This is a genomic window from Pseudomonas sp. 2VD, assembly GCF_005503585.1.
Classification (GTDB): Bacteria; Pseudomonadota; Gammaproteobacteria; order Pseudomonadales; family Pseudomonadaceae; genus Pseudomonas; species Pseudomonas aeruginosa.
In genome coordinates this window covers 1-12,263 of the sequence record NZ_SCND01000170.1, presented here as the reverse complement: position 1 = coordinate 12,263, position 12,263 = coordinate 1, and the positions used below count along the sequence as shown (strand labels likewise).

12 protein-coding genes and 1 pseudogene are annotated in these 12,263 nt (G+C 67.3%); 9 read left to right on the top strand and 4 right to left on the bottom strand.

The window, feature by feature from the left end:
• The 7 genes and pseudogenes from FFS27_RS18665 to FFS27_RS18630 form a co-directional block, all read left to right on the top strand.
• Positions 1–93 (top strand): annotated as a pseudogene (locus FFS27_RS18665) (peptide ABC transporter substrate-binding protein); the annotation flags it as partial.
• Between the two features lie 224 nt (positions 94–317).
• Positions 318–1,772 (top strand): OprD family outer membrane porin, encoded by a 1,455-nt coding sequence (locus tag FFS27_RS18655; protein WP_021264152.1) that lies wholly within the window; start codon positions 318–320, stop codon positions 1,770–1,772.
• Between the two features lie 49 nt (positions 1,773–1,821).
• On the top strand, positions 1,822–3,417 hold the full coding sequence (locus tag FFS27_RS18650; RefSeq protein ID WP_021264151.1) for an ABC transporter substrate-binding protein: 1,596 nt from the start codon (positions 1,822–1,824) through the stop codon (positions 3,415–3,417).
• Positions 3,418–3,484: 67 nt separating this feature from the next.
• The gene (locus tag FFS27_RS18645) at positions 3,485–4,495 is read left to right on the top strand and encodes an ABC transporter permease subunit (protein ID WP_003105448.1); all 1,011 of its coding nucleotides are present in this window, start codon (positions 3,485–3,487) and stop codon (positions 4,493–4,495) included.
• 11 nt (positions 4,496–4,506) lie between these two features.
• Positions 4,507–5,418 (top strand): ABC transporter permease subunit, encoded by a 912-nt coding sequence (locus FFS27_RS18640; RefSeq protein WP_021264150.1) that lies wholly within the window; start codon positions 4,507–4,509, stop codon positions 5,416–5,418.
• 52 nt (positions 5,419–5,470) lie between these two features.
• Positions 5,471–6,445 (top strand): ABC transporter ATP-binding protein, encoded by a 975-nt coding sequence (locus tag FFS27_RS18635; protein ID WP_003094451.1) that lies wholly within the window; start codon positions 5,471–5,473, stop codon positions 6,443–6,445.
• Positions 6,445–7,416: a peptide ABC transporter ATP-binding protein gene (locus FFS27_RS18630; protein ID WP_003110330.1), complete on the top strand. Its 972-nt coding sequence runs from the start codon at positions 6,445–6,447 to the stop codon at positions 7,414–7,416. Before FFS27_RS18635 ends, FFS27_RS18630 begins: the two co-directional genes overlap by 1 nt.
• A 32-nt stretch (positions 7,417–7,448) precedes the next feature.
• Here the strand turns inward: FFS27_RS18630 and FFS27_RS18625 are convergent, their stop codons facing one another.
• Positions 7,449–8,081 (bottom strand): LysE family translocator, encoded by a 633-nt coding sequence (locus FFS27_RS18625; RefSeq protein ID WP_023101562.1) that lies wholly within the window; start codon positions 8,079–8,081, stop codon positions 7,449–7,451.
• 141 nt (positions 8,082–8,222) lie between these two features.
• Here FFS27_RS18625 and FFS27_RS18620 point away from each other — a divergent pair, with 141 nt between their 5' ends.
• Complete coding sequence (locus tag FFS27_RS18620; protein WP_003094456.1) at positions 8,223–8,696, top strand: Lrp/AsnC family transcriptional regulator; 474 nt, start codon at positions 8,223–8,225, stop codon at positions 8,694–8,696.
• A 4-nt stretch (positions 8,697–8,700) separates the two neighbouring features.
• On the opposite strand, the gene FFS27_RS18615 is transcribed toward FFS27_RS18620, so the two are convergent.
• From FFS27_RS18615 to FFS27_RS18605, 3 genes are read right to left on the bottom strand one after another with little or no spacing between them, the layout of a single operon-like run.
• Positions 8,701–9,630: a biotin-dependent carboxyltransferase family protein gene (locus tag FFS27_RS18615; protein WP_023101563.1), complete on the bottom strand. Its 930-nt coding sequence runs from the start codon at positions 9,628–9,630 to the stop codon at positions 8,701–8,703.
• On the bottom strand, positions 9,627–10,304 hold the full coding sequence (gene pxpB / locus FFS27_RS18610) for a 5-oxoprolinase subunit PxpB (protein WP_003094459.1): 678 nt from the start codon (positions 10,302–10,304) through the stop codon (positions 9,627–9,629). Before pxpB ends, FFS27_RS18615 begins: the two co-directional genes overlap by 4 nt.
• Complete coding sequence (locus FFS27_RS18605) at positions 10,301–11,056, bottom strand: 5-oxoprolinase subunit PxpA (protein ID WP_003120940.1); 756 nt, start codon at positions 11,054–11,056, stop codon at positions 10,301–10,303. The genes pxpB and FFS27_RS18605 overlap by 4 nt, the downstream gene beginning before the upstream one ends.
• A 129-nt stretch (positions 11,057–11,185) precedes the next feature.
• Between FFS27_RS18605 and lpxO the strand changes: the two genes are divergently transcribed.
• Complete coding sequence (gene lpxO / locus FFS27_RS18600; protein WP_021264148.1) at positions 11,186–12,085, top strand: lipid A hydroxylase LpxO; 900 nt, start codon at positions 11,186–11,188, stop codon at positions 12,083–12,085.
• Positions 12,086–12,263 lie beyond the last annotated feature (178 nt).

Sequence of the window (12,263 nt, the reverse complement as noted above, 5' to 3'; positions counted from 1 at the left end):
ACCGTGTACCAGCCGATGAACAAGTCGGTGCATGACTTCAAGATCAGCCCCTTCTCGCGGAACGCCTTCTATGGCGTAGCCAACCAGCCCTGATGCCGACGCCGCCCCGGTCGTGAAACGACCGGGGCGCAGAAGAACGGCACGACCCGTACTTCATTTCTTTGCTTTTCCTGCCCGTGTTCCAGAACGGCGCTGCGCGCGTTCCGCCAGGAACGCTCGCCTCGCCGTATTCGACCGCCGCGCCCAGGCGCGGGCGAAACCGGCGCAAACCTGGTGGGTAAAACAGGTGCCATGACAACAATAAAGGGAGCAATCAGGTGATGAGATACCAACGAGTGACCGGCGCGACGCTGGGACTGGCCTTGATGGCATCGGCCGCGCCAGGCTGGGCGGCGGACGAGCAGGCAACCCCGCCGACCCCGGACAATCCCAGCTACGCCGCCCAGGTGCAGAGCATCCCCAGCGTGGAGAAACCGATCAAGGGCCAGGCCGGCGCCAGCGGGCTGTTCGAGGGGCAGAGCCTGACCCTGACCACTCGCAACTTCTACTCGCGGGAAAACATGAAGGACAGCTTCACCTTCCGCATTCCCAAGGCCGGCGGCGGCTCCCAGCGCATCCACCAGCGCAACGCCTGGGTCCAGGGCACGGTGCTCAAGTACAGCTCGGGCTACACCCAGGGCAGCATCGGCTTCGGCTTCGACGTCGCAGCCTTCAACGAGATCGCCCTGGAGCGCGGCAAGGGCCGCATCGGCGGCGGCGGCAACCGGACCCTGGCGAACAGCGATGGCGAGGCGATCGGCGAATGGTCCAAGCTGGGCGTCGCCAATATCCGCCTGCGCGCCTCGAACACCGAATTCAAGGCCGGTCGCTTCCTGGTCAACACTCCGGTGTTCAGCTATATCGACAACCGTGCCCTGCCCTCCAGCTTCACCGGCTTCGCCGTGACCAGCGAGGAGCTGGACAACCTCAGCCTGCAGGCCGGCAGCTTCCGCAAGGTCAGCCCGCGAACCGGTTCCAGCGACGAGGACATGACCACCGAGTACGGCACCCGCCAGGTCAAGGGCGACCGCCTGAACTACCTGGGCGGCAACTACAAGCCGCTCGACGGGCTGGAGATCTCCCTCTATGGCTCGCATTTCCAGGACGTCTGGAACCAGTACTACCTGGGTGTGACCCACGACATCGGCGACCTCGAGAACGGCATCGCCCTGCGCACCGCCTTCAACGGCTACCACACCGGCGACACCGGCGCGCGCGAGGCCGGCTACATCGACAACGACACCTGGAGCCTGGCCTTCACCCTCGGCCATCGCGCCCACGCCCTGACCCTGGCCTACCAGCAGGTCGACGGCAACGAATACTTCGACTACGTGCACGAAACCTCGGCGATCTTCCTGGCCAACTCGATGCTGGCCGACTACAACAGCCCCAACGAGAAGTCCGCGCAGATCCGCTACGAGACCGACTGGAGCTACTACGGGGTCCCCGGCCTGAGCACCGGCGTGTGGTACGTGAAGGGCTGGGACATCGACGGCACCCACTACGACGGCGATCGCAACGGTGCCTACGGCAACTACGCCGAGGTGCGCGCCCAGGACGGCGAGAAGCACCACGAGCTGGGCCTGATGGCGGCCTACAAGGTGCAGAACGGGCCGATCAAGGACAGCACCTTCAAGCTCACCTACATGATGCACAAGGCCAGCCAGAACCAGGTCGACGGCAGCGTCAACGAACTGCGCCTGGTCAGCACCTTCCCCTTCAACCTGCTGTAAACCTGCGACAACCGGCGGCCCCGGCGACGGGGCCCACGAGGAGGACCCCATGCTCCATCCGTTGCTCCGACACCTGCCCCTGGCCCTGGCGCTATGCGCCGCCGGCGCGGCCCAGGCGAAGAACCTGGTGGTCTGCACCGAGGCCAGCCCGGAAGGCTTCGACATCGTCCAGTACACCGGCGCGGTGACCGCCGACGCCTCCGCGGAAACCGTGTTCAACCGCCTGCTCGCCTTCCGCCCCGGCACCACCGAGGTGATCCCGGGGCTGGCCGAGCGCTGGGACGTCAGTGCCGACGGACTGAGCTATACCTTCCACCTGCGCCCCGGCGTGAAATTCCATACCACCGACTACTTCAAGCCGACCCGGAGCCTGAATGCCGATGATGTGCTGTGGACCTTCCAGCGCGCCCTCGATCCGAAGCATCCCTGGCATGCCTCGGCGCTGCGCGGCTACGCCTACTTCGACGCGATGGGCATGGGCGAGCTGATCAAGTCGGTGGAAAAGGTCGACGAGCTCACCGTGCGCTTCGTCCTCAACCGTCCCGAAGCGCCGTTCCTGCGCGATATGGCGATGCCCTTCGCGTCCATCTATTCCGCCGAGTACGGCGACCAGTTGCTCGCCGCCGGCAAGCTGGGCCAGCTGAACAACCAGCCGATCGGCACCGGGCCGTTCGTCTTCAAGCGCTACGCCAAGGACGCCCAGGTCCGCTACACGGCGAACCCGGACTACTACGCCGGCAAGCCGCCGATCGACAACCTGGTGTTCGCCATTACCCTCGATCCCAACGTGCGCATGCAGAAGGTCCGTGCCGGCGAGTGCCAGGTCTCGCTGTACCCGAAACCGGAGGACGTGCCGCGCCTGAAGCAGGACCCGAACCTGGCGGTGGACGAGATCGATGCCCTGCTGACCACCTACATTGCCATCAACACCCAGCACAAGCCGCTCGACGACCCGCGCGTGCGCCAGGCGATCAACCTCGCGCTGGACAAGAAGGCCATGCTCGACGCGGTGTTCGGCCCCGGCGCGGCCAGTCCGGCGGTCGGTCCCTATCCCCCGACCCTGCTCGGCTACAACCATTCGATCCAGGACTGGCCGCACGATCCCGAACGCGCCAGGGCGCTGCTCAAGGAAGCCGGCGCGGAAAATCTCAGGATCACCCTGTTCATTCGCAACGGCACCTCGCCTACCATCCCCAACCCCGCCCTGGCAGCACAGATGCTGCAGGCAGACCTGGCCAAGGCCGGCATCCAGCTGACCATCCGTTCCCTGGAATGGGGCGAGCTGCTCAAGCGTTCGAAGGCCGGCGAGCACGACCTGTCGCTGCTTGGCTGGGCCGGCGACAACGGCGACCCGGACAACTTCCTCAGCCCGAACCTGAGCTGCGCCGCCGCCGAGTCGGGGGAAAACCAGGCGCGCTGGTGCGACAAGGACTTCGAGGCGCTGATGCGCAAGGCCCGCGAGCTGAGCGACCCGGCCGAGCGGGCGAAACTGTACGAGCAGGCCCAGGTGGTATTCCACGAACAGGCACCGTGGATTCCGCTGGCCTACCCGAAACTGTTCAACGTCCGGCGGAACACCGTCCAGGGCTATGTGATCAATCCGCTGAGCAACAACAACTTCGCCACCACCTCGGTGAAGCCGTAGAAGAACAAGGGCCACAGCCCCGTCGATGGCGGGGCGCATGGCTCGCGATGAGGAGTTACCCGCCACCATGCTTAGTTTCATTGCTCGACGACTGGGGCTGCTGATCCCCACCTTCTTCGGCGTGACCCTGCTCACCTTCGCGCTGATCCGCCTGATTCCCGGCGACCCGGTGGAAGTGATGATGGGCGAACGTCGCGTCGATCCGCAGATGCATGCCGAGGCCCTGCACCGCCTGGGCCTGGACAAGCCCTTGTACCAGCAGTACCTGGACTACGTGGGCAATCTGGCACAGGGCAATCTCGGCGAATCGCTGACCACCCGCGAAGGCGTCTGGCACGAATTCCTCACCCTGTTCCCGGCGACCCTGGAACTGTCCCTGGCCGCCATGCTCTTCGCCGGCACCTTCGGCCTGCTGGCCGGGGTGATCGCCGCCCTGAAACGCGGTTCGCTGTTCGACCACGGGGTGATGACGGTGTCCCTCGCCGGCTATTCGATGCCGATCTTCTGGTGGGGCCTGATCCTGATCATGCTGTTCTCCGTGTCGCTGGGCTGGACGCCGGTGTCCGGCCGTCTCGACCTGCTCTACGACATCGAGCCGAAGACCGGCTTCATGCTGATCGACACCCTGCTTTCCGACGAACAGGGCTCGTTCCTCGATGCCGTGCGCCACCTGATCCTGCCGGCCATCGTGCTGGGCACCATCCCGCTGGCGGTGATCGCCCGCATGACCCGCTCGGCGATGCTCGAGGTGCTGCGCGAAGACTATGTGCGCACCGCCCGCGCCAAGGGCCTGTCGCCGGCCCGGGTGGTCTTCGTGCACGCCCTGCGCAACGCGCTGATTCCGGTGCTGACGGTATTCGGCCTGCAGGTCGGCACGCTGCTCGCCGGCGCGGTGCTGACCGAAACCATCTTCTCCTGGCCGGGCATCGGCAAGTGGCTGATCGACGCCATCAGCCGTCGCGACTACCCGGTGGTGCAGAACGGCATCCTGCTGGTCGCCACCCTGGTCATCCTGGTCAATTTCGTCGTGGACATCCTCTACGGCCTGGCCAACCCGCGCATTCGCCACCAACGCTGAGGAGCCAGCCGATGAACGCCATGCACAACGCTCCCGCCAGCGACCCGAGCCTGGTCTACCCGTCCCCGCTGAAGGAATTCTGGCAGGCCTTCGCGCACAACAAGGGCGCCCTCGGCGGCCTGCTGTTCATGCTGCTGATCGTGTTCTGCGCGCTGTTCGCCCCCTGGGTCGCCCCCTACGATCCGAGCGAGCAGTTCCGGGACTTCCTGCTGACCCCGCCATCCTGGCTGGAAGGCGGCCAGGCGCGCTTCCTGCTCGGCACCGACGAGCTGGGCCGCGACCTGCTCTCGCGGCTGATCCACGGCGCCCGCCTGTCGCTGCTGATCGGCCTGTCCTCGGTGGTGATCTCGCTGGTCCCCGGCATCCTCCTCGGCCTGCTCGCCGGCTTCTCGCCGAACCGTGCCGGGCCGCTGATCATGCGCCTGATGGACATCATGCTGGCGCTGCCGTCGCTGCTGCTGGCGGTGGCCATCGTGGCGATCCTCGGCCCAGGCCTGATCAACACCGTGATCGCCATCGCCATCGTCTCGCTGCCGGCCTACGTGCGCCTGACCCGCGCCGCGGTGATGACCGAGCTAAACCGCGACTACGTCACCGCCTCGCACCTGGCCGGCGCCGGCACCCTGCGCCTGATGTTCGTCTGCGTACTGCCGAACTGCATGGCGCCGCTGATCGTCCAGGCCACCCTGAGCTTCTCTTCGGCGATCCTCGACGCCGCCGCCCTCGGCTTCCTCGGCCTCGGCGTGCAACCGCCGACCCCCGAGTGGGGCACCATGCTCGCCTCCGCCCGCGACTACATCGAGCGCGCCTGGTGGGTGGTCAGCCTGCCCGGCCTGACCATCCTGCTCAGCGTACTGGCGATCAACCTGATGGGCGACGGCCTGCGCGACGCCCTCGATCCGAAACTGAAGAACGCGGCATGAGGAGCACAACCATGAACAGCGCATCCGTATCCGCGCCACAGGAGACCGCCGCATGAGCCTCCTCGATATCAAGAACCTCAGCGTACGCTTCGGCGACACCACCGCCGTGCCCGTGGTCGACGGCCTCGACCTGAGCGTCGACAAGGGCGAGGTGCTGGCCATCGTCGGCGAGTCCGGCTCCGGCAAGTCGGTGACCATGATGGCCCTGATGGGCCTGATCGACGCGCCCGGCTGGGTGTCCGCCGATCACCTGCGCTTCGACGGCCACGACATGCTCACCCTCAAGGGCCGCCAGCGCCGGCGCATCGTCGGCAAGGACATGGCGATGGTCTTCCAAGACCCGATGACCGCCCTCAACCCCAGCTACACCGTCGGCTACCAGATCGAGGAGGTTCTTCGCCTGCATCTCGGCCTGCGCGGCAAGGCCCTGCGCCAGCGCGCCCTGGAACTGCTCGAACGGGTCGAGATCCCGGCCGCCGCCAGCCGTCTCGACGCCTACCCGCACCAGCTCTCCGGCGGCATGAGCCAGCGCGTGGCGATCGCCATGGCCATCGCTGCCGAGCCCAAGCTGCTGATCGCCGACGAGCCGACCACCGCCCTCGACGTGACCATCCAGGCGCAGATCATGGAGCTGCTGCTGAACCTGCAGCGCGACCAGGACATGGCGCTGATCCTGATCACCCACGATCTCGCCGTGGTCGCCGAGACCGCCCAGCGCGTCTGCGTGATGTACGCCGGCGAAGCGGTGGAGATCGGCGGCGTGCCGGCGCTGTTCGACCGCCCGACCCATCCCTACACCGAGGCGCTGATCAAGGCGATCCCCGAGCACTGTGCCGGCGAAGCCCGCCTGGCCACCCTGCCCGGCATCGTTCCGGGGCGCTACGACCGCCCGCGCGGTTGCCTGCTGTCGCCACGCTGCCCCTATGCCCAGGAGCATTGCCGCCAGGAGCGGCCGGCCCTGGAGGCACACGAGCGCGGCGCGGTGCGCTGCTTCTATCCGTTGAACCTGCTGAACGAGGTGGCCTGATGGAAACCGTTCTGACCGCCCGTGATCTGACCCGTCACTACGAAGTCTCCCGCGGCCTGTTCAAGGGCCATGCCCAGGTGCGCGCGCTGAACGGCGTATCGTTCGAACTGGAAGCCGGCAAGACCCTCGCCGTGGTCGGCGAGTCCGGCTGCGGCAAGTCGACCCTGGCGCGCGCCCTGACCCTGATCGAGGAACCCACCTCCGGCTCGCTGAAAATCGCCGGGCAGGAGGTCAAGGGCGCCAGCAAGGACCAGCGCCGGCAGTTGCGCCGCGACGTGCAGATGGTCTTCCAGAACCCCTACGCCTCGCTCAATCCGCGACAGAAGATCGGCGACCAGTTGGCCGAGCCGCTGCTGATCAACACCGCGCTGTCGCGCGAGGAACGCCGCGAAAAGGTCCAGCAGATGATGCGCCAGGTCGGCCTGCGGCCGGAGCACTACCAGCGCTACCCGCACATGTTCTCCGGCGGCCAGCGCCAGCGCATCGCCCTGGCCCGGGCGATGATGCTGCAACCCAAAGTGCTGGTGGCGGACGAGCCGACCTCGGCCCTCGACGTGTCGATCCAGGCCCAGGTACTGAACCTGTTCATGGACCTGCAGCAGCAGTTCCGCACCGCCTACGTGTTCATCTCGCACAACCTGGCGGTGGTCCGCCACGTCGCCGACGATGTCCTGGTGATGTACCTCGGCCGACCGGCGGAGATGGGGCCGGCGGACAAGCTCTACGAGAACCCGCTGCATCCCTACACCCGCGCGCTGCTCTCGGCGACCCCGGCGATCCACCCGGACCCGACGAAGCCGAAGATCCGCATCCAGGGCGAACTGCCGAACCCGCTGCACCCGCCGGAGGGTTGCGCCTTCCACAAGCGCTGCCCCTACGCCACCGAGCGCTGCCGCAGCGAGGTGCCCGAGCTGCGCCTGCTCGACCAGCGCCAGGTGGCCTGCCACCACGCCGAGCAATTCCTCGGCTGAGCGCCACGGGGCGCTCGCCGCCCCGCAGCCCTTCAGAGCTGGCGCAGCAGCGCCAGCCTTACCCCGAACCCTATCAACAACCCACCGAAGCCCCACTGCTGCAGGCGCTGTGCCCGCGGCCGGGACGCCAGCCAGCGGCCCAGGCGGCCACCGACCAGGGCGTAGGCGCAGTCGAAGGCCAGGCCAACCAGAACCAGGACCGCACCGAGCGCGGCGAACTGGACGGCCAGCGAACCGGCCCCGGGGCTGACGAACTGCGGCAGCAGCACCGAACAGAACAGCAGGGCCTTGGGGTTCAGCAGGTTGGTCAGGAGTCCGCGCAGCAAGGCCCGGCGGTCGGCGTGAGGGACCACCGGCGCGGAGCCCGCGTCACTGGTCGGCAAGGCCAGTCCGCCACCGCGCAGCATCTGCAGGCCAAGCCAGGCGAGGTAGGCGGCGCCGAGCAAGCGCACCAGGTCGAAGGTCCAGGGAGCGGTACGGAACAGCAGCGCCAGTCCAGTCGCGGCCATCAGCACATGGCAGGCCCGAGCCAGCGCAAGGCCGAGGGCGGTGACCAGCGCCGCGCGACGGCCCTGGCGGGCGCCGGTCTGGAACAGCAGGAGCATGTCCGGTCCGGGCACCAGGTAAACCACCGCCAGGGCAATCAGGAAAGCGCTCGTGTCCATCGTATCGGCTCCAGGAAGGTGACCCGGATAACGATTCTATGCCCGCAAGGCAGGGCAGGTGCTTGCGTTTTCCACCAGCCTATCCATTCTATTTGGCAGTAAATTCTACTCTCTGGAGACTATCCATCCGGATATGCCAAGATGAAACTCGACGCCTATGACCACCGCATCCTCGCCGCCCTCCAGCGCGACGGCCGCCTGAGCAACGTCCAACTGGCCGAGGAGATCGGCCTCTCCCCGTCCCCCTGCCTGCGCCGCGTGCGCCTGCTGGAAGAGGCCGGGGTGATTCGCGGCTACCAGGCCAGCATCGACCGCGACGAGGTCGGCCTCGGCCTCACGGTGTTCGTCGGGATCAAGGTGGAACGCCACCGCCAGGAGCAGGCCGAGGCCTTCCACCGTGCGGTGGTCGACCTCCCGGAGGTGATCTCGGTGCACCTCGTCTCCGGCGAGTCGGACTTCCTCCTGCAAGTGGTGGTCCCCGACCTGCGCGCCTACGAACGCCTGCTCAGCGAAACCCTGCTGCGCCTGCCCGGGGTCAGCGACATTCGCAGCAACTTTGCGATCAAGACGGTCAAGGCGCCCTCGCCGCTGCCGCTCGGCCACCTGGCCGGCTGAGCGCTCAGCCGCGGAAGAAGCGGTAGAAGCGCAGCAGATCGGCCTGCTGCGTCGCCAGGTCGCTCTCGACGAAGGTTACCTCGCTATGCGCGGGGCTTTGCGCCAGGCGCGAGAGGTCCAGTGGATGGACGAAGCCCAGCAGCGGATAGCCGCCCATGCTCTGGCGGTCGGCCATCAGCACGATGGGTTGGCCATCGGGCGGAACCTGGATAGCGCCCTCCACCACGCCCTGCGACCAGGCGCGCGGCGCCCCGCGCAGTGGCTTGCCGGCCAGGCGGACACCCATGCGATCGGACCGCGGGCTGATTCGCCAGGCGCTGGCGAAGAAGGCTTGCCGGCTGGCTGCGTCGAAGGCCGCCGCATCGCCGCCGAGCAGCACGCGCAAGGGCCGCTGCTGCCGGTAGTCCGGCTGGAAACACCAGGGCACGCTGGCATCCCACGGACACGCCGCTCCCGCTTCGGCACACGGCAGGCAATCGCCCTCCGCCAGGATCCGGCCATCGCCCTGTAAACCGCCGAGCCCGTCGCGAACCTGGCAGGCGACGCTGCCCAGTACCGGCCTCGCCCGGAACCCGCCGGCGCAGGCCAGGTAGGCACGCTGCCCGGCCTCGGCGAAGCCCAGATCGATGCGTTGCCCGCGGCGGACCCGGAAGCGACTCCAGGGCAGGCATTCGCGACCGTCCACCGTCAGCGCCAGGCGCGCTCCGGTCAACGCCAGCCAGGTCGCCTCCACCCTGCACTCCAGCACCAAGCCGCCGAAAGCGATTTCCAGCAATGGCGTCCCCCAGGGATTACCGAGCAGACGATTGGCCCAGGCTGCCGCCTGGCGGTCCAGAGGGCCGCCCGCGGATACGCCGAGGTGCTGCCAGCCACGCCGGCCGTCGTCCTGCAGCAGGCTCTGCGGTCCCGCCTTGACGACCCGCAAACCATTCATTCGCGCCCGCCCAGGTCGAGGAAGTCCTCGCGCCCGATGGCGACGAAGCGCACCCGGTCGCCCAGCGCCAGTGGGCACGGAGGAGTGGCGGCCGGATCGAACGGACGCCACGGACTGCGTCCCAGCAGGTGCCAGCCGCCGGGCGAGGCCTGCGGATAGATCGCCGTCTGCGCCTCGGCAATGGCCAGGCTGCCGGCCGGTACACGCGCCCGCGGGGTGGCCCGCCGCGGCAGGACCAGGCGCGGATCGAGGCCGCCGAGGTAGGCGAATCCCGGAGCGAAACCGATCGCGCCGACCCGGTATTCGGCCGCGCTGTGCAGTTCGATCACTCCTTCGCCAGTCAATCCGCAGGCAACCGCTACCGTCGCGAGGTCCTCGCCGGCGTACCAGACGGGAATCTCGTGCAGGCGCCCGGCATCCTCGGCGGGGCGCCAGGCGTGCCACTCCGCCAGCAGCGGACCCAGGCGTTCTTCCAGTACCTGCGGGGCGATGCGGTAGGGGTCGTAATGCAGCATCAGGGTGGTCCAGCCCGGCACCAGATCCCTGACGCCTTCGCCGAGCCCCTCGCGCAGACGTCTGGCCAGCTCGGCTAGGCGCACAGACAGGTCCACTTCGGGCTCTTCGGCGAGCGTCAGCAGCAGGGCTTCGGCACCAGCGGGTTCGATGCGGATCACAGGCTGTCCAGGGCCGCGCGCAGGCGCCGGAGGACCGCCAGCGACTGCGGGTTGTCGCCATGCACGCAAAGACTGTCGGCGGTCAGGCGCAGCGGGTTGCCGTCGTAGTCGGGGAAGGCTTCGCCGCGGGCGATGGCCAGGGCCTGTTCGATGATCCGCTGCGGATCGTGATGCACCGCGCCGCCAAGCCGCCGCGGCGCCAGCCGGCCGTCCGGCAGGTAGGCGCGATCGGCGAAGGCCTCGAACAGCAGCGGCACGTCGGCCTCGTCGGCCAGTTCCAGCTCGCGGCCGTTGTCGGCCAGGGCCAGCACCATCAGCGGCAGGCCCTTGCGATAGGCGGCGCAGGCGTCGAGCACGGCGCGCAGCAGCTCATCGTCGCCGACCAGGTCGTTGTACAGCGCGCCATGCGGCTTGACATAGGCCACCTGGGCACCGAGGGAACGGCAGAAAGCGTCCAGCGCACCGATCTGGTACAGCACCATGGCATGCACCTCTTCGGCAGAGCAGGCCAGCGAGCGCCGGCCGAAGCCGCTCAGGTCGGGATAGGCCGGGTGCGCGCCGATGCTCACGCCATGGCGTACCGCCAGCTCCACCGCGCGCCGCATGGTGAGCGGGTCGCCAGCGTGGAAGCCGCAAGCCAGGTTGGCCTGGTCAACCAGCGGCATGCTGTGGACATCGTCGCCCATGCGCCAGGCGCCAAAGCTTTCGCCCATGTCGCAGTTGAGCAGGATACGCCGGCCGGTGTCGTTCATTGTGCGCTCCTTTCGAGGCCAGGATTACGGAAAAATGAGCGCAGTGCTGGCGAATTAGCGTCAGGTAGCATACTCAGGCACTGAGAACAGGAGTAAATTCTCCTCTTTTGCACCGACGACCTTGCATTCATGAAAGTTCTCATCCTGGCGGCCTATGCGCTGAGCATCCTCTATGTCCATTTCCGCGGCCGGGTACGCCACAAGCTGTCACGCCAATTGAGCGACCACTCCAGCTTCCTCGCTCCGATCAACTGCCTGATGTACCTGTTCTCGAAGGTACCGAACCGCCCCTACCTGGCACCGCAGACCTTCCCCGAACTACAGGTTCTGGTCGACAACTGGCAAGCCATCCGCAGCGAGGCGCTGCACCTGCACGACGCCGGCAACATCAAGCGTTCCGAACAGTACGACGATATCGGTTTCAACTCGTTCTTCAAGAGCGGCTGGAAGCGCTTCTACCTGAAATGGTACGACGAGGCCCATCCCTCCGCCGGACAACTCTGCCCGCAGACCACCGCCCTGTTGCGGCAGATTCCCTCGGTCAAAGCGGCGATGTTCGCCGAACTGCCGCCGGGCTCGAAGCTGGTGCGACACCGCGATCCCTACGCCGGCTCGCTGCGCTTCCACCTGGGACTGTTCACCCCCAACGACCCGGCCTGCTTCATCGAGGTGGACGGCGAGCGCTACCACTGGCGCGACGGCGAGGCGGTGGTGTTCGATGAAACCTTCATCCACTACGCGGAAAACGCCACCGAACACAACCGCATCATTCTCTTCTGCGACATCGAGCGGCCGCTGACCCAGGGCTGGGCCACCGCCTTCAACCGCTGGTTCAGCCGCAACGTGATGGCTACCGCGGCCGCCCCGAACAACGCAGGCGACCGGACCGGCGGACTCAATCGGATCTTCGACAGCCTCTACAAGATCCGCCTGCAGGGCAAACGTTTGAAGAAGCGCAACCGCAAGCTCTACTACCTGCAGAAATGGGGCTTCTTCGCCCTGGTACTGGCTTTCATCCTGTGGATCTGAGGCCCGGCGACGCAAGGCTCCGCTAGCTCCGTGGGGCGCATGACGCCAACGGCGTCATCCGCCGATATCTCGCCGAAATGGCGGATAACCGCTCTGCGGTTATTCGCCCTACGCCACGGACAGCGCGAAGTCCCGATAGCTCCGTAGGGCGCATGACGCCAACGGCGTCATCCGCCGA